19 protein-coding genes are annotated in these 21,070 nt (G+C 47.8%); 14 read left to right on the top strand and 5 right to left on the bottom strand.

Features of this window, described 5'->3' with window-relative positions; genetic code table 11:
* From DXZ20_RS28800 to DXZ20_RS28785, 4 genes are all read right to left on the bottom strand, one after another.
* The coding region (locus DXZ20_RS28800) for a heavy-metal-associated domain-containing protein (RefSeq protein WP_163703647.1) at positions 1–405 on the bottom strand (405 nt) is incomplete at its 3' end.
* 158 nt (positions 406–563) lie between these two features.
* A complete protein-coding gene (locus DXZ20_RS28795; protein WP_163660670.1) occupies positions 564–1,691 on the bottom strand; it encodes a CO2 hydration protein in 1,128 nt (375 codons plus the stop codon).
* Between the two features lie 8 nt (positions 1,692–1,699).
* Positions 1,700–3,277, bottom strand: a complete 1,578-nt coding sequence (locus DXZ20_RS28790; RefSeq protein ID WP_163702523.1) for an NADH-quinone oxidoreductase subunit M — start codon at positions 3,275–3,277, stop codon at positions 1,700–1,702.
* Between the two features lie 10 nt (positions 3,278–3,287).
* Positions 3,288–5,123: an NAD(P)H-quinone oxidoreductase subunit F gene (locus DXZ20_RS28785; protein ID WP_163661709.1), complete on the bottom strand. Its 1,836-nt coding sequence runs from the start codon at positions 5,121–5,123 to the stop codon at positions 3,288–3,290.
* Between the two features lie 683 nt (positions 5,124–5,806).
* Here DXZ20_RS28785 and DXZ20_RS28780 point away from each other — a divergent pair.
* The 6 genes from DXZ20_RS28780 (at position 5,807) to ccmO (ending at position 10,644) form a co-directional block, all read left to right on the top strand.
* Positions 5,807–6,115 (top strand): carbon dioxide-concentrating mechanism protein CcmK, encoded by a 309-nt coding sequence (locus tag DXZ20_RS28780; RefSeq protein ID WP_006518194.1) that lies wholly within the window; start codon positions 5,807–5,809, stop codon positions 6,113–6,115.
* 56 nt (positions 6,116–6,171) lie between these two features.
* The gene (locus DXZ20_RS28775) at positions 6,172–6,510 is read left to right on the top strand and encodes a carbon dioxide-concentrating mechanism protein CcmK (RefSeq protein ID WP_006518195.1); all 339 of its coding nucleotides are present in this window, start codon (positions 6,172–6,174) and stop codon (positions 6,508–6,510) included.
* A 3-nt stretch (positions 6,511–6,513) separates the two neighbouring features.
* Positions 6,514–6,816 carry a beta-carboxysome shell vertex protein CcmL gene (gene ccmL / locus DXZ20_RS28770; protein ID WP_006518196.1) on the top strand — a complete coding sequence of 101 codons (303 nt, stop codon included), beginning with the start codon at positions 6,514–6,516 and terminating at the stop codon, positions 6,814–6,816.
* Between the two features lie 26 nt (positions 6,817–6,842).
* Entirely contained in the window at positions 6,843–8,852 is a 2,010-nt protein-coding gene (locus DXZ20_RS28765) for a RuBisCO small subunit-like domain-containing protein (RefSeq protein WP_163702522.1), read from the top strand.
* A 27-nt stretch (positions 8,853–8,879) separates the two neighbouring features.
* The gene (gene ccmN, locus DXZ20_RS28760) at positions 8,880–9,593 is read left to right on the top strand and encodes a beta-carboxysome scaffolding protein CcmN (RefSeq protein WP_163660664.1); all 714 of its coding nucleotides are present in this window, start codon (positions 8,880–8,882) and stop codon (positions 9,591–9,593) included.
* A 199-nt stretch (positions 9,594–9,792) separates the two neighbouring features.
* Positions 9,793–10,644, top strand: a complete 852-nt coding sequence (gene ccmO / locus DXZ20_RS28755; protein WP_163660662.1) for a beta-carboxysome assembly protein CcmO — start codon at positions 9,793–9,795, stop codon at positions 10,642–10,644.
* A gap of 204 nt (positions 10,645–10,848) precedes the next feature.
* Here ccmO and DXZ20_RS28750 read toward each other — a convergent pair whose 3' ends face one another.
* Entirely contained in the window at positions 10,849–11,307 is a 459-nt protein-coding gene (locus tag DXZ20_RS28750; RefSeq protein WP_163660660.1) for a DM13 domain-containing protein, read from the bottom strand.
* 321 nt (positions 11,308–11,628) lie between these two features.
* On the opposite strand from DXZ20_RS28750, the gene DXZ20_RS28745 reads away from it, so the two are divergent.
* The 8 genes from DXZ20_RS28745 (at position 11,629) to DXZ20_RS28710 (ending at position 20,988) form a co-directional block, all read left to right on the top strand.
* Complete coding sequence (locus DXZ20_RS28745) at positions 11,629–12,369, top strand: PspA/IM30 family protein (RefSeq protein ID WP_163702521.1); 741 nt, start codon at positions 11,629–11,631, stop codon at positions 12,367–12,369.
* A gap of 247 nt (positions 12,370–12,616) precedes the next feature.
* The gene (locus DXZ20_RS28740) at positions 12,617–14,158 is read left to right on the top strand and encodes an OmpA family protein (protein WP_163702520.1); all 1,542 of its coding nucleotides are present in this window, start codon (positions 12,617–12,619) and stop codon (positions 14,156–14,158) included.
* A gap of 59 nt (positions 14,159–14,217) precedes the next feature.
* Positions 14,218–15,999 carry a hypothetical protein gene (locus DXZ20_RS28735; RefSeq protein WP_163702519.1) on the top strand — a complete coding sequence of 594 codons (1,782 nt, stop codon included), beginning with the start codon at positions 14,218–14,220 and terminating at the stop codon, positions 15,997–15,999.
* A 233-nt stretch (positions 16,000–16,232) separates the two neighbouring features.
* Complete coding sequence (locus DXZ20_RS28730) at positions 16,233–16,940, top strand: TIGR02466 family protein (protein WP_163702518.1); 708 nt, start codon at positions 16,233–16,235, stop codon at positions 16,938–16,940.
* A 7-nt stretch (positions 16,941–16,947) separates the two neighbouring features.
* Positions 16,948–17,091 (top strand): hypothetical protein, encoded by a 144-nt coding sequence (locus DXZ20_RS28725; RefSeq protein WP_163660650.1) that lies wholly within the window; start codon positions 16,948–16,950, stop codon positions 17,089–17,091.
* Between the two features lie 129 nt (positions 17,092–17,220).
* The gene (locus tag DXZ20_RS28720) at positions 17,221–17,451 is read left to right on the top strand and encodes a hypothetical protein (RefSeq protein ID WP_163702517.1); all 231 of its coding nucleotides are present in this window, start codon (positions 17,221–17,223) and stop codon (positions 17,449–17,451) included.
* 10 nt (positions 17,452–17,461) lie between these two features.
* On the top strand, positions 17,462–17,863 hold the full coding sequence (locus tag DXZ20_RS28715; protein WP_348918732.1) for a type II toxin-antitoxin system VapC family toxin: 402 nt from the start codon (positions 17,462–17,464) through the stop codon (positions 17,861–17,863).
* A gap of 143 nt (positions 17,864–18,006) precedes the next feature.
* The gene (locus DXZ20_RS28710; protein WP_163702516.1) at positions 18,007–20,988 is read left to right on the top strand and encodes a COR domain-containing protein; all 2,982 of its coding nucleotides are present in this window, start codon (positions 18,007–18,009) and stop codon (positions 20,986–20,988) included.
* The last annotated feature ends 82 nt before the right edge of the window (positions 20,989–21,070 follow it).

The following is a 21,070-nucleotide window of genomic DNA, read 5'->3' as shown; positions in this document are numbered from 1 at the left end:
GCTATCTGGATCGCCCACATGTTCTATGTGACCAAGGATTGAAAGGGCTAAGAGAGTAAGTGCGATCGCAACCCGCCATACCTGTCCTTGCTGCTCGGCCTCTTGCTGCTCGGCCCAATTGCCAGGGTCTTCGCCTTGCCGTACCTGGCTGGGGAAACCGGCATCTGTGAGTACAGTTGCCAGCCGTTCAGGTTTAACAATCTCTGCCTGATATTGAATGGCTGCTGCCTTGGTGACCAAATTCACGGTCGCTGTCGCCACACCGTCACATTGACGCAGGTGGGTTTCCACTGCCCGCACACACCCAGCACACATCATGCCGTCTACATTTAGGACAGTAACCGCTGGGGGCAGTAGTTCAGACGCCGATGTTGCAAGAGAAGGCGGTGAAACCGTTGAAGACATAACTAGATAGAAAGCAGACCATTTGAGCCTAACGTCGATCACCGAGATTTGGCGTAGGACTCATAAACTCTCAAGAAAAATTTTCAACCACCGCAATCATGTAGGGATATCCCATGGCACACCCCTACATAATTTCTCTAATGAGCTTGACCTAAATTCTATGGAGTCTGAACCTGTTCTAATTGGGAGGGAACCAGACGATCCAGCCAGTTCAGTAGAAACTCCCGATTGGCAGCAATATCTTCAGGTGCCGTTGCATCAGCTCCTTTGGGTAATAGCCCAATCAAAGCTGCATTGGTCACACAGAACATAGAACGCTGAAAACTAGCGCAAATCTTGACCCGCACGTCTCCCAAACCGCGTTCGGTCTTGAGGTAATGCTCTTCCAAATAGTCCGGCAGATGACGGAACATATCTTGCATCAATAATGTGGGAGGAATACCGCTACCCCCAACAGGTACCGGATCAGCATACAGTGCACCATAGGCAAAGCGGCTCTTATCCGGAGAAATTTGCTGAGCTTGGGCGTTATAGGACACCGTCCCCAAGAAAGGCAGTCCCCGGAAGAAAATAGATTCTACATAGGGAATGGCCGTGTCAGGCAAGAAGGTTAAGCCAGCAGAGGCAGGCAAAATATCATAGGTTTTGCCACCAATTTCAACACTGTAGGTAATGGGTCGGCCCGCATCAGCCACCAGGCCATCCTTGATATAGTCGACGATCTGGGGAATATGCTTAATTTCTCCCCGACGATAACGAGCTGCTAACGACGTGAAAATATCGCTCATCACTCGCCAGAATTGTCCCAACCCACTGTAGTAGGAAAGCTGACGAATTTGTTCAATCAGAAACTCAGGAAATACTTTATGGAAAAGCTGTAGCACCGGGTTGTATTTGATTTTGGCTGCGATCGCAGTCTGACAATTTTCCCGAAACTCATCCGTATCCAAATAGGCATCTAACCCGCCACCACCGTGCCACATCATGGCTCTCATGATGTATTCGGCATACTCATAGTTAATGCGATCATGGCAAAAATGTCGCCACATTCTTGCAGGGTTAATCTCTCCATCAAAGTATTTGAACACTGGAAATAGGTTCAAAAACTGATGATCGGCAATGTGAATCAGGTTAATGGAATAGTAATCCAACACAATGCCATAACTATCGAGGGCACCCATCACATGAACTACATTATCCGGAGTATCCGGCAACAAGGTACCACCTGACAGCAGGCGGTCAGCATAGTGGGCAAATGGATGAATATCTTTCAATTGAGAAGGCATAGTTTGGATCATAAGGCACAGTCCTCATCCGAACAGCTAGCTAAATCTGTAGAAGGATTTTCAAGCGGCATTGTCGCCAGATGAGCCGACGACAGCTCTAACTTAATTGGCATCGCCTCATACATGGACGTTGTTGTCGGCTCAATCCAACGAGTCATCCAGCTGGGGCTCAAACCAAACATAAACAACAAACCCACTAAAACCAAAGCAGGCATTCGGTCTTGCCAAGTGACCACAGGTAAAACAGGATCTTGTTCTAAAGCTTGGTTTTTAGTTGTCGCTAAACGCCCAAAGAACGCACGATTTACCAACAGCAAAAAATACACTGCCGTGAGACCAGACCCCAGTAAACATAAAAGAGTTTGAGGGGCAAAACTCGCAAAGCTGCCACGATAGACAATAAATTCAGAGATAAAGCCCACCATACCAGGGATACCAGCACTAGCCATCACTGCCAGCACCATAACGCTACCAATTATGGGCAAACCTCGTTCTGGATTTAACAGACCTCGCAGTACAGTCAAATCACGCGTTCCCGTTTTCTTGTAAACCACGCCAACTGCTAAAAAAAGCAATGCTGAAATAAAGCCATGGCTCACCATCTGAAAAACAGTACCGACAAAGCTGAGAGGATTAGACGCCGAAGCCGCTAACAACACATAGCCCATATGACCTACTGAACTATAGGCCACCATTTTCTTCATGTCAGTTTGGGCAATAGCTGCCAGTGAGCCATAGAGAACACTCACAACAGCCCACCAGGCAAGGTAGGGAGCTAGATCCACCCAAACCTCGGAAAAGGTAACCACACCAAATCGAAAAAGACCGTAGGTACCTAACTTAAGCAACACACCAGCCAACAGCACAGAGATGGGTGTGGACGCCTGCACGTGGGCATCGGGTAACCACGTGTGAAGTGGAAAGAGAGGAATTTTAATACCAAAACCAATGAGCAGCGCCGCTAACAAAACTGCCTGTTGAATCCAGGGCAACCCATGGCCCATGGTCGCACTGTAATCAAAGCTAGAAGACCCACTGAGCCAAACTAGACCCAGAAATGAAGCCAAAATCAAAATTCCAGAGATAGCCGTATAAATCAGAAATTTTGTAGCAGCATAGCCCCGTTGAGGTCCTCCCCAAATCGCAATCAAGAGATAGAGGGGAATCAGCTCTAGCTCATAAAAGATAAAGAAGAGCAAGAGATTTTGAGCAACAAACGCACCGGCTACGGCAAAGGTAATCATCAGCAAAAGGCAATAGTAAAGCCTGGGCCGTCGAGTGTCATCGTCGCTGGCATAGACCGAAACTAGCGACAGAAGACTATTAATAATCACTAGCGGCAACGATAAGCCATCCAGACCTAACTCATATCCCAGCCCCAACGTCTCGAGCCAAGGAAGCGACTCTTGAAACTGTAGTCCGGTAATTGTCAAATCAAACTGCGTTAGCAGATACAAGCTGACCGCAAGATTAACTAACAAGCAGCCAACGCTGACATTTTTAGCTAACTTGCTGGTTAACTTACCTGGCCAGCAGCCAACAAGAATGGCTCCCAGTAATGGAATCAATAACAGTGCACTTAGCATCAGTTTCCCCTCACCACATCGCCCATGTCATCAACAATCCCAACAGACTCACCCCCAACACGATGGTGAAAATATAACCCTGGGATTGGCCAGATATGCTGTATTTCAGACCCTCTCCACTCATCAAGGAAACCATGCCTACCAAATTAACGGCTCCATCGACCACATAGCGATCAAACCAGCTAACAACTCGGGAGAACTGACTCACTAGAAACACTACAGTGACTCGATACAGTTGTTCGGTGTAAAAATCGTTAGCCAGAAGGTCTTGCATCAGCCGCATCGGTAGCTGAGTAGAACGAGCTAAAGAACGACTTAATTGCACCGTGCAACCAAGGGCTAAACCCATGAGTCCAGATACAATCAACGAGCCGAAGACTAAAGGATGCCAATACTGCAAAGGTGGCAGCAATGACATTCGCATCAAAGCCAAGGGCAACAAAATAATAAAAATACTTAGACCGATCATGGGAGTCCCCATCAACCAGTTAACCGATGGAGAACGACGGGTTTTAGGCGTGATGTCCCCTAAGAACACCAGTCGAAATATTCGCACCAGATTAAAGACTGTTAGGGCGTTAACCAACAAGAAGACAGCGGCTAAGACAGGATGCTCGCGACGCAAAAAGTCGACACCAAGCTGTAGCGCCCAAAAACCACCAAGCGGTAACACACCAACCATGCCAGCACTACCGACAACAAACGCAATCGTGGTGGCTGGCATCCGAGACCACACTCCGCCTAGCTCTGTAATGTTCTGGCAGCTGGTGTTATTAATAATTGCCCCCGTGCTCATAAACAGCAAGGCTTTTGCCACAGCATGGGTAAATAACAAACCAATGGCAACACCAGGCCACTCAGCCCCCACGGCGATGAAAACCAAACCAATATAAGCACTGGTGGAGTAAGAAAGGGCACGCTTGAGATCGACTTGTGCGATCGCAACTAGCGAAGCTCCAATGGCCGTTGTCGTGCCAATCACGATCAAAGCCGTCAGCGCCACAGGCGACAAAATCACAATGGGCTGTAGCTTAATCAGTACATAGGCTCCGCAGGTTACCACCACCGAATTTCGAAGAATTGATGCCGGACTGGGTCCCTCCATCGCCTCATCCAACCAAAGATGAAGCGGAAACTGGGCACATTTTCCTGTAGGCCCCGCAATCAAGGCTAAGCCCAGCAATGTCGCCGCCAACGGAGTCAAATCCGCAACCTTAACCCATTCGTACAGCTCATTGTAATGGAGATCACCAGCCCAACTAGCCAGCCCCAGAACTGCCATCAACAACAGAATGTCTCCGACCCGCTTGGTGAGGAATGCATCTCTAGCTGCCTTGACCACCAGAGGCTGAGCATACCAAAAACCTACGATCAGATACGTAGATAGCGTCAGCATCTCCAGCAGGAAATAGGCCAGGAAGAAAGAACCGCTGAGTAAAACACCATTGACAGCCCCTTCGAAAAATCCCAAGAGAGAAAAGAAACGAGCTAGGGCCCAATCCTTTTCCATATATCCCAAACCATAGATTTGAGCCAACAACGCCAACCCCGTCGACAGCTCCATCGCCCCCAGGTTGAGCACCGACAGATCTAGATCAAAACTCAGCGAGAGATCAGCAACCTGCAACCACGGAAAATGCAGCTCAACTGAGCCCACATTCCAAATGCCCATAAAAATACAAGTGCCATGGGCAAATGCGAGGGCGGTCATAAACATATTGATGTAAACCGCTGGCCTGGGCCCCGTCCGCTGCACTAGGCCCATAGACCAAGGCAACGCCAAAATCACCCCCAAAAACCCATAAATCGGGATCAGCCAACCTAATTCAATCAGAGACTGCATCATTGCCATCAAAGAGCCCACCGGCAAACCATAAAACACCCTAAGCATCGAGCCAATCTACCAACACTCTCAGCGTCAGCTCCTCGGACTTTAACAACCCAAGAATTTTCGACACAGCTTTGCCCGGAATCATCCTCACTTACTAATGTGTGGATAGTCACAATACCAGGCATGTGAAAGACTCAAAAATTGGATTCAATTGCAACCCTTAGCCCAGATAAAAATCTATGACTAGTTTTAAGATTACTTATATTTCTTAATGGTACCTGATGAGTTACCCCAATAAGAGCCTTTCTGGATTCATGAATAATCTTCAATGATTGGCTAAGAACCATTGAAATATGTCAGCGTTAATTTATCCAAGAAACCCTACAGCCGACACCATAAGCACAAATACCCAGCACGCTGCATCACTTATATTTCAACAGGAAGCAACTATTTAGTTACGTTCCGTAGCAAATGGTTATCAGTTTTTATAATGCTTAACATTAGAAACAATCATTGAGACTTATATTGTCAAACTGCTAGCCCCCTCGTATTCTGAATTGTAGTCATGGAGTTATTGCAGACTAACGGTTTGCAAGGTACATCTCGCTGTGTGAAGTAATTCGAAAAGAATTCTTAATTTCATCTGGCCGAGATATAAATGCTTGAACTAAAGCTGTTTTTCTAGGAGATTTACGACAATGCCGATTGCCGTAGGAATGATTGAGACTCGCGGTTTTCCCGCTGTTGTAGAAGCTGCTGACGCGATGGTTAAGGCCGCGCGTGTAACCCTAGTTGGCTACGAAAAAATTGGTAGCGGTCGCGTGACCGTTATCGTTCGTGGCGACGTATCTGAGGTTCAGGCGTCAGTTGCTGCCGGTATCGAGTCTGCTAAGCGTGTAAATGGTGGTGAGGTTCTATCAACTCACATCATCGCTCGCCCCCACGAGAACCTGGAGTTTGTACTGCCCATTCGCTACACCGAAGCAGTCGAACAGTTTAGAACCTAGGCTTCTTGATTTCGATTACCCAAGTCCAGATAGATAGCATACCAAGGTAAAAATCGATGGCAATCGCAGTAGGAATGGTTGAGACCCTGGGTTTCCCAGCGGTAGTTGAGGCAGCCGACGCCATGGTGAAGGCAGCCCGTGTAACCCTAGTTGGCTACGAAAAAATTGGTAGTGGTCGTGTGACTGTTATCGTTCGAGGCGATGTTTCTGAAGTCCAGGCTTCTGTTGCTGCTGGCGTTGAGAACGTCAAGCGGGTTAATGGTGGCCAGACTTTGTCAACTCACATTATTGCCCGTCCTCACGAGAACCTAGAGTTCGTACTACCTATCCGCTATACCGAAGCTGTTGAGCAGTTTCGCGAGAGCGTAAGTGGTATTCGCCCCTATGGTAGATAAGGCATGCGCCTAGGGAAGGTTCGCGGCACAGTTGTTAGTACTTGCAAAGAGCCGAGCTTAACGGGCGTAAAGTTTTTACTAATTCAGTTTATTAGTGAAGACGGTGCGTTACTTCCTGACTACGAAGTTGCAGCCGATGTTGTGGGTGCCGGGCCTGGAGAATGGGTCTTGGTTACCCGCGGCAGTGCTGCTCGCCAACATGTTGGCTATAACGAGAGGCCTGTGGATGCAGCTGTCGTTGCCATTGTTGACACCGTTAGTTTGGATTCTGGCTCGCTTTACAACAAACGTGAGGATTTTAGTTAATATTTTTTCTGGGAGGATATGGGCCAATGGTTAAGTCAGCCATGGCAGCATCCCCAGCCCAATATCAATCATCGGCTAAGCCGGTCATTGAACCTACTGCTTTCGTTCATTCTTTTTCTCAGGTCGTAGGTGGTGTTTATATTGGGGCCGAAGTGTCGATTGCCCCTGGCACCTCAATCCGGGCAGATGAGGGGTTGCCCTTTTACATCAGTAGTCACTGTGATATTCAAGACGGTGTTGTTATTCACGGTCTTAGTAAGGGTTGCGTACTAGGAGATAATGGCGATTCATATGCTGTTTGGCTATCGCCAAATGTCACACTCACTCACAAAGCGTTGATCCATGGTCCTGCCTATTTAGGTGAAGCCAGCTTTGTTGGTTTTAGATCAACAATTTTTAACGCTCGATTGGGTGATGGTGTCATTGTCATGATGCACGCCCTTGTTCAGGATGTTGAGGTGCCCCCAGGACGATGCGTTCCATCTGGTTCGGTAATTACAACCCAGGCTCAGGCAGATGCATTGCCCCGGGTGACTGAGGCGGATTTGGCACTCGTTCGAGACATTGTTGAGGCCCACATTGGTGAGCGTGCCCAAGAGCAAACAGCTCAATCAGGTAGCGCTTCAAAAGCGTTTAGGTATCCCGATGGTGCAGCAAATGCTGTTTCCATTCACTCTGCACGCCATTCGGCGAGTAGCTCACACACCCCATACACCATCGATAACGTTGGTATAGATACTATGCAAGCACTAGCACCCGAAATTGTTCAACAGGTTCGTCAGTTTTTAGCGCAGGGCTACAAAGTTGGCTCAGAGTATGCCGACAAGCGCCGCTACCGCAGTGGTGTTTGGCAGAGCTGCCCAATCGTGCAATCTAGTCGTGAAGGTGAAATTCTTTCATCTCTAGAGCGCTGCATGGCTGAGCATCAGGGCAGCTATGTGCGTATCTTTGGTATCGACCCGGTCGGGAAGCGCCGTGTGGGCATGATCACTGTGCAACGTCCTGACGGCCAGCCTGTCGCTGCTAGTAAGCGTTCTATGGGGACTGCCCCTACTGCTACCCCAGCCAGTAACGGTGCCCCTGTGGGTGGAGATATTGCTAGTCAAGTGAGCGCCTGGCTGCGTCAGGGCTACAAGATTGGTACTGAGCATGCCGATCGACGCCGTTACCGCAGTGGTGTTTGGCAGACTTGCAGTCCTATCCAAACTACTCATGCATCTGAAGCAATTGCGGCTTTAGAAGCTTGTATGACCGAACATGCTGGTGAGTATGTACGCATGTTTGGCATTGACCCCATTGCTAAGTGTCGAGTATCTCCTGTTACGATTCAACGAGGCGATGGCAAGCCTGTCGCCCTCAGCACCGGTAGCAGTGGCGCTGCAACCCCTACAGCGAGCCAGAATGGTGCATCTGTCCCGGTCACTAGCGGTGATTTAGTCCCCCAAATCCGCTCCATTTTGGCTCAGGGACAAAAAATTGGGATTGAGTTTGCCGATAAGCGCCGCTATCGCAGTGGTATCTGGCAAACGGCACCTGCTGTTTCTGCATCTAGCGAATCGGCGGCGGTAGCTGCCGTGCAGCAGGTGTTGGCAGCCCATACCAATGACTATGTGCGCATCTTTGCCATTGATCCACGAGTCAAGCAGCGTGGTCGCGCCGTTACTATTCAAAAGCCTGGACAGACACCGGTGACTTCCAACGCTACTAGCGCTCAACCCACGTCCTATGGCAGCAGCCGGTCAGCGGCTAGCGCCAATGGCAACGGTAGCAGTGCTTCTGTCAGTGCGGATCTAGCCCAGCAAGTAACTCAGCTAGTCAATCAGGGCTATCGCGTTAGCACGGAATATGCCGATAAGCGTCGCTACAGCAGCGGTGCATGGCAAACCGGTGCTCCCATCAGTGGGAATCGTCCATCGGAAGTAATTTCTGCTCTGAAAGCTCAGTTGGCTGAACACTCGGGTCACTATGTGCGCCTGGTAGGTGTTGATCCCCGTGCCAAGTGTCGCGTTCTAGAAACCACCATTCAGCGTCCGTAGTTACACTTCGTATCTGAGTCCGTCGCGATGGAACCCTCGCCTCTGCATTTTGTGAGTCATACCCATTACTATCGCGGCGGCGACGTTGTTATTGATGCATCGGCAGCAATCGCACCAGGTGTAGTCTTCAGAGCTGCATCTAATGCGGCGATTCGCATTGGCCCTGGTGTTTGTGTTGGTGCTGGTGTGGTGATCCAGGCAAAGCAGGGTTGTGTATATGTTGAGGCTGGGGCAAGTTTGGGGACAGGGGTGTTGATTGTCGGCCACGGTTATGTGGGTAAAGGCGCTTGTGTGGGACCGTCTAGCACACTAATTAATCCTGCGATCGCACCCAACACCATTATTCCTTCTTGCTCTTTAGTAGAAGCGCAGGCATCTCAGGCATCTCAACCAACAACTGCGGCTCCTGACAATGGTGAGTCTACCCCTTCTAGCTTTCAGCCGCCTAACTTTCAGGCTGAAAACAACCCTGTACCCTCGATGCCAATGCCGCCGAGGACTACGTCAACGGTTCAGCCTCAATCTGTGTCACCTAAGGCTGTCAATGTGCCTAATGTCGAGCCCCCAGTCGCCCCATCAAATGCATCTAGCGGGAACGATACATCAACCATGGCGGCTGCTGCCCCTAACGCTCATGTCTATGGCCGTGATCATCTAAATAGCTTACTATCAGCGCTTTTTCCCCATAGACAACCGCTCGATAATGGCGATTCTAGTGGTCAATCTGAAAAAGGCTCTTAAAATAGAGGATAATAAATAGCTGTTTTCTATACAAGTCAGACAAAATATTTCTCTCACAAAAGTTTTTAAGATCCCATCAAAAGATTAGTAAGTGACATCGTTTTTAGCAGACCCTATTTAAACTTTCACCTTAGAGTGTTGATATAACCTCAACTACCACAAGCACCCAAGGGCTCTCCAACGCTACTTGAGACTCACAATGCCAGTAGACTTTTCCGCTCTCGCTAGTTCCAATGATAAAGCTATGTCGTTACTGCGGCGGGTAAAGGACTCAGCTTTAGGTGTGGTTTCAACAACGAGTTTTCCAGCCATCATCGGTGTTGCTGATGCCATGATCAAGTCGTCTGATGTGTATTTAGTGGGCTACGAAAAGACGGGTGGTGGCCAGTGTAGCGCTATTGTGAGGGGTGGGGTAGCAGATGTGCGCATGGCGGTGCATGCGGGTGTGGAAACGGCTAAGCGATTTGGACAATTGGTATCGTCATCGCTGATTCCTAGACCAATGGCGGATATGGAGAAGGTGCTACCCATTTTGCCCCGCCTGAGTGAGTTGGACGGTGTCGGTGAAACCCAGATGAGTAGTGGTGCCATTGGGTTATTAGAAACCCGTGGTTTTCCAGCCATGGTAGGGGCAGCCGATGCCATGACGAAATCGGCTGAAATTGAGCTAATTTCTCACGAAACCATTGGTGAAGGTCTGTGTACAATTTTGATTCGTGGGTCTCTGTCTAATGTAGCTATCGCCGTCGAAGCGGGCATGCATGAGGCTGAGCGCATTGGTGAGCTGAGTGCCGTCATGGTGATTCCGCGACCGTTGAATGATTTGGAGCGTAGCCTACCGAAGGTTAAGCAAGCGAAGAAACCTCAGAAGGTCAAGCTACCGCTGAAACTAGAAGAGCGTCAGAAGGAATTGATGCCTGCTCAAGCACCTGCTGTAGAAGTGCAAAAGCAAAAGCAGCTAGATTTACCAGAGCCGGAATTGGTGCAAGCGCAGCCACCTACGATAGATGTACAAATCCAAAAGCCATTAGATTTACCAGAGTTTGAATAGTCTGGCGAAGGAGTCCAATTATGACTCACACGATATCAATCAATCGGTTTCGACTCCGCTCAACCAGCTAATTTAGAGAAATGAGGGCGGAGCGGAGTCGTTCGCAAAGCGTCTCCCACGGAGATAGTCCGGATTGATGGATAGTTTTGTCTATTCACTTATTAGTGCAGACCTATGCCAAAAATTTTCATATCGGATTAAGCCTTAAATATCAGCGTAGCCAAAGGTAACGTTGAATTCTGCGCACCAGATGGCAACTGAACCGTATTCAGCAAGATTAATATCAGCGGGTAGAACATAGCCTTGGGAGCCTTCAAAACTCTTGAGATCACCAATGACCACGTAATCAGCTTCATCTATGCTCACAGGAACAGAATCGCCTCTGTAGAGCACTACTTGTACGTCAGGACCACGGGCTGTGTCAAACGCACCATCAAATTCGAGAATACGCTGGCCATCTTTTTCAACAATACGGGCCGTGCCAGTGGTGTCTTTGGCCTGGTCAACGGTGACAAATTGCCCCGAAGTTAGCAACGTTTTAGCCGCTCGCGTAATGCTAGGTTGAGCAGCAAAGGCATCAGCGATATTGATAGTTTGCGCAACAGGAGCGATGACGGCAGCGAGCATCAAAGCAGATAGACCTGTGGAAAGTAGATTTTTCATGGTTTACGTTCTCCTAGTGATTAAAAGCGCGATGCGCTGTGCTTCGATTACTACTATCCAGGGCATGCCTGAGTCTGAGTTGATGGGTTTCTAAGGGTTAGGTAAGGGTTTTCTGAGCCCACCTGAGCTAAGTATGTGATCGAGATCGCCAGGAACCGTGAGGAATTATATGTGAATTGTCTGAAGTAATTCCTATAGCGCGGATCCCATTGATTAGGATAGGAGCATGCTCTAATTGGCCCATGCTCAGATGGGATAACTTGATTGAATCATTGACTTAGGGCAACCGCTGTATCTGTACTATTTCCGCTGTAACGACACATGAAAAAGGCCGTTTATTGGTTGATGGGGGAGCGTGGAGGTAAGGCAACCCTGGCTGTATGGAACTGGCTATGGGGAATTTCTGAAGAAGCTCCAGGGCCAGACAGTCATGCGGATTTGGATGATGACGCGATCGCAACCGCCGAAGCTGCCATCAAACAAATGCAACAGTCAGTCAGCCAACTTGCTACAGCCACCAACCAACAATACGCCACGTTCCAACGGGAAAAAAAAATTTACTTATATAAAGTGGGCGCACTCAAGCGGGCTGAAGAATCAGCACTGAATGCCGAAAAAGAAGGACGGCATGATGACGCCGAGGCCGCTATCGCTTCAGCTATTCATCTGGAGCAGCTTTTACCTAAAGTTGAAGCCCAGGTTGAACAAGCCGAAACATTAGTCAACACATCCCTAGCCAAATTACGCCAGGAGCGAGCGCGGCTAGAACGCTACAAGAGCGATCTACAAGCCCTGAAAAATTTAACTGAGGTGAATGAAGCACTCGCGGCAATTGCAGAAACCCATAACGAACAAGATATGGCTTCTGCCCGTGCTCAGTTTGAGGCCGCCAAAAATTCCGTCCACACCCGTTACTTAGAAAAACGTGCCTTTGTAGAACTGTCGGTCAACCCAACAGAGCAAGCGATGGCAGACATTGATCCAGTTGCTCAACAGCAAGAAATTCAGAGACGTCTGCAGCAGCTCAAACAACGTCAACAAACACCTAGAGAAAACACCTAGGAAACAAAAGTACCAGATTCCAATCTTGGAAGGGAGAGACGTTGCCTTCCACGTCTCTCCGTCATCACTTTCATATTTTGTGAAGAACGAGCTGCTCAATTGAAAAATCAGAAATCATAACCGGCGTTATGGTCACCCTAACGTTAGGGTTAAATAACATAAGACCATACAGGAATTTAAGTACCATGCTGACCAAAAGTGACATGGGTTGTAGGTACTTTAGGAGAAATTACTGGAGGTAGTCTTAGTGTCAAATCGTGCAGGTGGACCCCCACCAATTGTCTATATTTTGGGTATTATTGCGATTTCTTTAGGCTTTTGGAGTCTAAAAGACACGCTATTTTCATTTGCAAACAAACCTTTGTCAGTGATCAGTAGTGACCCAGACGAACTGCTCATTCTAGGAGACACCTTCAGTGGCTACAGCACGTTTCGATCTCCGGAGTTTAATGAAGAGCTGGAAAAATCAGGTATATCTATACGCTTCGAAAATGAATTTGACCAGGGTGAACGAGCAACTCGTCTAGAAAAAGACAGTGCCGATCTCATTGTCACCACCTTGGATCAATACCTGAAGCATCAGCCAGAAGGAAAGATTGTTGGTCTGATTGATCGGACTGTGGGTGCCGATGCAGTCGTGCTAAATACACCAAAGTATTCACAATTAAAATCCCTCAATGATCTCAGTCAGCTAATCGCCCAGGGTCAGCCTCTGAGTTTGGCTTACGCAGCGGATACCCCTAGCGAGTTTTTGGCGCAAGTGCTCGACATTCGGTTTGACGGCTTTAATCTGTCGGACTTCAATCAGCTGAAAGTGGCAGAAGCCTCTGAAGCCTGGCAAGAACTCCAAGATCCCAATCAAAATATTGCTGTTGCTGTCCTCTGGGAACCCTTTGTGAGCCAGGCCCGTGAGCAAGGTCATACGGTTGTACTCTCCAGTGAAGATGCGCCCAATGCCATTTTGGATGTGATTGTGGCTTCGGATGATCTCATCCGAGAAGACGAAGAAAAGCTCACAGACTTTCTATCTACCTACTATCGATGGATGGATCAGTCAGCCCGAGATAACAGCCAATTAAAAACTTTGATTCAAACCGATGGTAATTTATCGGCATCCCAGGCTGATTTAGTGATTGGCGGCATTGATTTCTTTACTTCAGTGGAAGCTGGACGCTGGATGGAGGATGGCATTCTGTCAAAACGGATTGAGGCAACAGCCGCCATTCTGGTGCTATCGGGTCAGCTGCCCCAGGTCCCTTTAGCGCATGAACTCTATAGCGATCGCTTTATTGCTGAGGCCGTAGCCAATACCCAGTCGTTGATCGAACTGGTCAAAGCTGACGATCCAGAATTAGCCACATTCCTCACTGGGGAAACCAATACCCAGCAGCCCCAGGCGCAGCAGTTGACACCTGAGGCCATTCAAAGCTCTCAACCCATTGGTGATTTGGAAGTGAGGGGTGAGGTCAAGTTTGGAGTAGGGTCGGCTGCGATCGCAACCCAAGGCCAGCAAACCTTAACCCAACTAGCCACCGAAATCAACGAATTTAATATCGAAACGGTTGCCATTCGGGTAATTGGCCACACATCACAAACCGGCAGTGCCACACTCAACCAGCGCCTCAGCCAGCAGCGGGCCGAAGCTGTCGTGCAGTATTTGAAGAGCAAAGCCGTAAATCACAATATTTTGGCCGAAGGGAAAGGCTTTAGCGAGCCGCTGTCAGGAGTCCCAGCCAACGACTCACGTAACCAGCGCACAGAAATTCGGTTAGTCCGCATTAATCAATAGCAATTTTGATTCTTTAAAAAATCAGGAGTCGGTAGTCAGTAGCGTCTACCGTTAAACCCATGCACCTGGAACCACTGGTCGAAACCCATCAAGCATTATTAACAGAAGTACTAGAGATTGCCCGCTGTTTACGAAAACGTGGAGATTTCTCCAACGACACCTTTCACCAACGACAACAACAGCGACTCAAGAGTTTACATAACGAATTAGCCATCCTGCGGCGACATACCGTTCAGCACCAGGTACAAGCCATTGAGACTATTCCCACAGCTGTACGGCAGTCATTTGTCCGAGCAGCTTTGTTGAGCAAACGCTATTGCCAACTCGCTGGGCACCAATGGCAAGGGACATTATCTTCCCCCACGTTGAGCAAGCAAACTCCAGATAAGATTCCTCCTGCTCTAGAATCAGAGGCAGCTACCCTTGGCCTATGCCAACACTTTCAATTATCTGAACAAGAGCAACAAGAACTAAAAGGCACATTAAAGCAGATCGATCAGCGCATTAAAGACCAAGCTGCCACTATTCAAACCGTATTACACAGTGTGGGTCTCGCCAGCATCAATGGTGCAGCCTCAATTCAGCTCAGTCGTATCCAAGCTACAGTGCTTTTCAAGCATCTCTTTGGCATTACACTGCCAGCCAACATTGTTGACATCATCTACACACCCCTGCAGATTTACTTTTGTCTGCCCACCGATCAGGCTGAAGTCTGGGCTGAAATCCCTACAGCAGAGCAACAACGCCTTTCTGAGCTATTTGAGAGAATGCAAAGCTTCAGCTTTGATCAATTTCGGCGCTTTCCCACGTTTGGCCCCTGTCAGCCTCAAAACATAGATATTGCCTGGGCTACTCCCATTGCCCAACAATTAGGAGAATCTATAGACCACGTCATCGAAGCGTTATCCAACTCGGTCAGTGTTCTACCCACCGCAAAAGCCGAAGCCTTTCTTATCCATGACATTTGGGGCCATTACTGGCAGCTAATGATGACCCAGTTTGAAGCAGACTATGCCAGTTTGGCCTATTGTGATGAACCTTTACGAGCCGGAGAAACAGCCTATACAGACAGTGGCCCAGTCACTTGCCGAGAGCTATTCTCCCCAGTGGCAGATGAAGTCACCTTAAATGAGAACAAGGCCCATGCCTTTTTCCATGGTGAGGTACGCCAACGATTAGGTCTGGTGTTCACCCATTTGATTGGGGAAATGATGGCGGATGTAGCTGAGTTTAAATTTATCTGGTGCAATCCCCATGCAAGCGATGAACTGCCTAGCTCATCGGCATTTAAGACAACTCCTGTCAAATTAGATCTGAGCCTAATCGATCTCGATTTCTTATTCATCAGAGTGATCAACCCTTTGATGAAAATCAACATTTCTGCACTGGAAACATCCTCCTTAGAACAGGATATTCTCTCTAACTGGAAGCATCAGGGCATCAAATCTTTTTCTTTAGAGTTACGCACCCATCTAAAACAAAAACTAAGTCGTCTCCATGAGATCTTTTTAGACAACTATCGTCAGCACTATTTATCCTCTCTCAAATCAAGCGAAGGGATCTTTTGCCAGGCTGCCACAAACCTGGTGTACCTACAAAACACAATCAACCATCTATGTGTCGATGCCTGTCGCGATGTCACCACATCCCTAGCCGATGAGTCTGCTGAGCAACCACTCTATCACGATCTGTTAATGATTTTTATTGGCTGCCATTGTTCCGGCGACGGCTATAGTCATTTCTGGCAGATGGATGCGGTATTGGCTCAGCATTTTCTGCCTTGCTGGCATTTATTGCAGGAGTGGATTGCAGGAGATGGGCAAGTAGTGAGTGATGAGTAAAGGGAGTAATAGTAAAGGGGGTAAAGAGTAGGTGTAACTGTCCCACATCTCCCGCTAGCTGAGCGAAGTCGAAGCTAAAACCCAGCCGATACATCCTTTTGACTCCACTCAAGGAACGCCTACAGAACTGATAAAGAGGCACTCTTCACCCTTCACTCTTCATCAAACCACCGGTCAAAGCTGAAGTCTGATAAGCTACTCAATCCGGATACCTTTACCCTCGAAGCTAAAAAATGCCCGTTGATACCTGGTTTCCCCTCGCTGTTTACTATGAAGATCTACCAGACGCCACAGCCCATAAAAAGCAGCTGATGGATGCAGCATTACAGTTGGAAAAAGATGGCTACGAACGGCGGGCATTTCCTGAGATGGCCTGGACGGGGGACCTGCATGGAGCAGAACAAATCCATACTGACCCCCGATTTATTTGGATTGTGGGTCAGGTAGAAGTGCATGTGCAGAGATATCTGAAAGCACTGGGTGTGGATCTAAATCAAATTGATCTCTATATTCAGCGGGCCTGGCCTGTGGTTTCTCGCCAACAACAAGAAGTGGGTTCCCATTGTCATAATACATCCCACATTAGTGCTGTGTATTATGTATCGGTGCCGAATTCAGGTAGTGATGAGGCGGGCAGCCTGGTGTTTTTTGATGATATGCGGCCCAATGAGGTGAGCCCTGGGTTAGGTAGTGAGAACACAAACATCATTGTGGATTGGAATGATTTAAACCAGGATCAGGCGATGTATGTGCCTGTGGAAGGGCGGTTGATTTTGTTTCCTTCAAAGCAGCGTCATGGGGTGACGATGAATCATACGGAGGGAGAGCGGATTTCGTTGTCGTTTGATATTGTGCTAGCGGCAAAACCGGGAAGTGCAGCTGGATCATATGAGTTTTTATTGCCGCCGCCGGGGCAATGGAAGAGATTTGGCAAGAAGTAGCGTTCCTATGGGTAAACGATCCCTGAGCGGAGTCGAAGGGGATGTTGGCTTCGACTCCGCTCAGCCAACGGTATCTGCACGAGCCCTGTTCGATCGTTTCAGCTATTATCCGATATCAACCCAATCGATTAATTATCCAGAGAACCTTTAATGGCAGCGACTACAGATTTACAATCACATGTGCGGTGGCTTCGGTGATTTTCAGCATTCACAGTTAGTGAATGCTACGTCTACAATGGATGTAGGCCAATGGCGACAGTCAGAATGGAGGGAACCCTACATGAAAACGATTCGTTTGAGATCCCATGTTAATGAATCCGGTTTGTTACAGGTTCAACTACCAGATCATCATAATGAAGAGGTTGAGATTCTGATTGTTTATCAACCGGTTCAGGCCACGCAAAAGCGTCAGTGGTCGCAAAAGTTTCTGGATCTGTTTGGTGCGTGGCAAGGAGAGCCTTTAGTGAGGGCACCACAAGGTAATCAGCCAGAGCGTGAGCCTCTGCTTTGAAGCGATAGAAATGATGCTCTACCTTTTGGATACCAACACCTGTATTGCGTATCTTAATCGCAGCAGTCAATTAGTTTATGAAAATTTGTTTGCGCAATCTCCTGATGATGTATGCATCTGTGATGTGGTTAAGTTTGAACTATATTACGGTGCTTACAGGAGTAAGCGTAAAACTAAGAACCTGGCAAACTTAAGAATACTATTTACTGAGTTTGCAAGTTTACCCTTTGATGGCAAGGCAGCTGCAATCTGTGGTGCTGTTCGTGCTGACTTACAGGATAAAGGAACTCCTATAGGGGCCTATGATTTGCAAATTGCTGCAATTGCATTAGCAAACGAATTGACTTTAGTGACTCACAATACCAGAGAGTTTGTAAGGGTACCAAATCTTAAACTTGTTGATTGGCAGTAGTTTGTCAGGTATGTAACACGCGCTGTTTGATCGTTTCAGTTGGTAGAGCTACATCACACACTGTCCATTAAAAATATTAGGGATTCCTGGCAGCCTGGGGCTACGCCGAGTATCTTGGTAACGATACCGCCCCAAAGCCCCCTATGTCGCCAAAACCGCGCAGTTTTCTGGCCAGCCCTGAAGGCTTACAAAAGCTAGAAGCTGCTAAAGCTGAACTGAATCTGAGCTTTGCAGCCATTGCTAAGCAGGCTGGCGTGAGTGCAGATACGGTGAGTCGGTTGTTTCACCCGGAGCGAGGTAAACGAGTAAGTGAGGCAAGCCTGACAGCCATTGCTCAGATATTGGCAGTAGTACCAGAAGATATTGTTGCTGCTGAAAAAATGTCACAGAAAGACGGGGTAGCTGAAGCCAAAAGACGTATTCAAGAGGCTATTAAAAGTAAAGCGACAGAACTGAGCCTATCAGATTTAGAACTCACCTCAGTCCCTAAAGAACTATATCAGCTAAATCAGCTCATACAGCTTGACCTGTCCCAAAATCAACTCACCTCAGTCCCCCAAGAACTCGGGCAGCTCAACAACCTCACATACCTTTCCCTCTCCCAAAATCAACTCACCTCGATTCCCAAAGAACTCGGGCAGTTGAACAACCTCACAAACCTTGACCTCTTCCGAAATCAACTTACTTCAATTCCGAAAGAACTTAGCCAGCTCAACAACCTGGAATTCCTCAACCTTGGAAAAAATCAACTTATCTCCATCCCCAAAAGGCTATATAAGCTTAATAACCTAATACAGGTTGTCCTCGATGATAATCAACTTACTTCAATTCCAAGAGAACTTGGCCAGCTCAATAACCTTACAGACCTCTACCTCTTCGGCAATCAGCTCACTTCAATTCCAAAAGAACTTGGCCAGCTCAATAGCCTTACAGAACTTCATCTCGATGAAAATCAACTTACTTCAATTCCAAAAGAACTTAGCCAGCTCAATAACCTCACACTGCTTAGCCTCTCTGAAAATCAACTTACTTCAATTCCGAAAGAACTAGATCAGCTAACCAATCTAACAAAACTTTTTCTGCATGAAAATGAGCAATTAGGAATTTCTGCAGAAATTCTTGGATCAACTTGGCAAGAGGTTAATTCTGGGGCCACACCTAGCAAACCAGCGGACATTCTCAACTATTACTTCCGCATACAGACCGATCGCCAACCTCTCAACGAAGCAAAACTGATTCTTGTAGGCTTTGGCGCTGTGGGTAAAACCTCTCTAGTGAATCGCCTAATTCACAACACATTTGACCCTGACTCCAAGAAAACAGAAGGTATTAACATTACCCAATGGCCACTTCAACTCAACCAGAATGAAGATATCACCCTCCATGTATGGGACTTTGGTGGTCAAGAAATCATGCACTCCACCCATCAGTTCTTTCTCACCGAGCGCAGCCTTTATTTGCTAGTGCTCAATGGTCGCCAAGGCCATGAAGATGCCGATGCCGAATACTGGCTGGAGCTAATCCAAAGCTTTGGAGGCGATTCCCCTATCATAGTTGTCCTCAACAAAGTTGAAGAACACCCCTTTGACATCAATCGCCGCGCCCTGCAGCAAAAGTTTCCCAACATTCGCGAGTTTATCCAAACTGACTGTCAGACAGAAATTGGCATCCATACCTTACGAACAGCCATTGAAAGAGAAACAGACCGACTAGAGCACCTGCGAGATCCATTCCCCAGCAGTTGGTTTGAGATCAAAAAACGCCTGTCAGATATGACTGCAAACTACATCTCTTTTGAAAAATATCGAGAAATTTGTCAAGCAGATGGAGAACCTGATCCAAGTGCTCAGAATTCGCTAGCAGTCCATCTCCATAGCCTCGGCATTGCCCTTAACTACAGACAAGATAGCCGTCTCCGCGATACCCATGTCCTTAATCCCCACTGGGTCACCAACGGCATCTATAAACTCCTCAATGACCATGACCTGACCAAAGCCAATGGTGAACTGGACATTAACTGTCTCAACAGACTATTAGACCCAAAAGACTATCCATTAGAACGCCACGACTTCCTTTTAGGTCTAATGCGTAAGTTCGAGCTATGCTTTCCCTTCCAGGAGGATGACAAGCGCTATCTCATCCCAGACCTGCTGGATAAACAACAACCCGAAGCAGCCTCACAATTTGAACTGCCTGACTGTTTGAATTTTCGCTACGAATACCCCATTTTGCCAGAGGGCTTGCTCCCCCGCTTTATTGTTCGCACCCATGTACTCAGCGACCATCAACTCCGCTGGCGCACAGGCGTTATCCTCAACTTCGAGGGTAATCAAGCCCTGGTCAAAGCAGACCCCCAAGACAAATCCGTCAGCATCAGCGTCAACGGTCCTCTATCCAGTCGTCGTCGCCTACTAGCCATTATCCGGTCTGACTTTGACCGCATCCATAGCAACTTTAAGTTCACCCCCAAAGAACTGGTGCCTGTCCCTGGCTATCCCAACATTACCGTTAGTTACAAAGACCTGCTGATACGAGAAAGTAAGGGTAGACAATCTTTTGAGGAAGTAGTTGGTGACGAACTCATTGACCTCAATGTTCAAGACTTACTCAACGGCGTAGATATCGAAGGCAGCCGCCAGAGACTTTCAGACATAGAACGTCGCAACCAAGCCCTAAAACTGTTCTACAGTTATTCCCACAAAGACGAAACCCTACGCAATCAACTGGACACTCATCTAAAAATCCTCCAACGTCAAAAGCTCATTCAACCCTGGCATGATCGCTGCATTGTTGCCGGTACAGACTGGGCCAAAGAAATTGACGACAATCTAAAAAGAGCAGACATTATTCTATTATTGATTAGCGCTGATTTTATCGCCTCAGACTACTGCTACGAAATTGAACTCAAGCAAGCCATGGAACATCACCAGGCTGGCAAAGCTAGGGTAATTCCGATCATTATGAGACCTGCCGACTGGAAAAATACACCCTTTAGCGACCTCCAAGCATTCCCTACCAATGCCACGCCCATTACCTCATGGTCTGATCGCGACGAAGCCTGGCTTAACGTGGAAACAGCCATCAGAGAAGTGGTTGAAGATATTAAGGCTCAACGATATCGATAAAGTGTTGGCTTCGACTCCGCTCAGACAACACGATATTGACAACCCGATGTCACAGGAATGTCACATCGACTATTTATGCTGT

Origin of the sequence: Adonisia turfae CCMR0081 (assembly GCF_011009555.1) — a bacterium.
Lineage (GTDB): Bacteria > Cyanobacteriota > Cyanobacteriia > Phormidesmidales > Phormidesmidaceae > Leptothoe > Leptothoe turfae.
This window is presented reverse-complemented; position numbering and strand designations above follow the sequence as displayed.

Coding starts and splice junctions, on each gene's coding strand:
- DXZ20_RS28795 (WP_163660670.1), bottom strand. CDS start 1,691: ATGCCTTCTCAATTGAAAGATATTCATCCATTTGCCCACTATGCTGAC.
- DXZ20_RS28790 (WP_163702523.1), bottom strand. CDS start 3,277: ATGCTAAGTGCACTGTTATTGATTCCATTACTGGGAGCCATTCTTGTT.
- DXZ20_RS28785 (WP_163661709.1), bottom strand. CDS start 5,123: ATGATGCAGTCTCTGATTGAATTAGGTTGGCTGATCCCGATTTATGGG.
- DXZ20_RS28780 (WP_006518194.1), top strand. CDS start 5,807: ATGCCGATTGCCGTAGGAATGATTGAGACTCGCGGTTTTCCCGCTGTT.
- DXZ20_RS28775 (WP_006518195.1), top strand. CDS start 6,172: ATGGCAATCGCAGTAGGAATGGTTGAGACCCTGGGTTTCCCAGCGGTA.
- ccmL (WP_006518196.1), top strand. CDS start 6,514: ATGCGCCTAGGGAAGGTTCGCGGCACAGTTGTTAGTACTTGCAAAGAG.
- DXZ20_RS28765 (WP_163702522.1), top strand. CDS start 6,843: ATGGTTAAGTCAGCCATGGCAGCATCCCCAGCCCAATATCAATCATCG.
- ccmN (WP_163660664.1), top strand. CDS start 8,880: ATGGAACCCTCGCCTCTGCATTTTGTGAGTCATACCCATTACTATCGC.
- ccmO (WP_163660662.1), top strand. CDS start 9,793: ATGCCAGTAGACTTTTCCGCTCTCGCTAGTTCCAATGATAAAGCTATG.
- DXZ20_RS28750 (WP_163660660.1), bottom strand. CDS start 11,307: ATGAAAAATCTACTTTCCACAGGTCTATCTGCTTTGATGCTCGCTGCC.
- DXZ20_RS28745 (WP_163702521.1), top strand. CDS start 11,629: ATGAAAAAGGCCGTTTATTGGTTGATGGGGGAGCGTGGAGGTAAGGCA.
- DXZ20_RS28735 (WP_163702519.1), top strand. CDS start 14,218: ATGCACCTGGAACCACTGGTCGAAACCCATCAAGCATTATTAACAGAA.
- DXZ20_RS28730 (WP_163702518.1), top strand. CDS start 16,233: ATGCCCGTTGATACCTGGTTTCCCCTCGCTGTTTACTATGAAGATCTA.
- DXZ20_RS28725 (WP_163660650.1), top strand. CDS start 16,948: ATGGGTAAACGATCCCTGAGCGGAGTCGAAGGGGATGTTGGCTTCGAC.
- DXZ20_RS28720 (WP_163702517.1), top strand. CDS start 17,221: ATGAAAACGATTCGTTTGAGATCCCATGTTAATGAATCCGGTTTGTTA.
- DXZ20_RS28715 (WP_348918732.1), top strand. CDS start 17,462: ATGATGCTCTACCTTTTGGATACCAACACCTGTATTGCGTATCTTAAT.
- DXZ20_RS28710 (WP_163702516.1), top strand. CDS start 18,007: ATGTCGCCAAAACCGCGCAGTTTTCTGGCCAGCCCTGAAGGCTTACAA.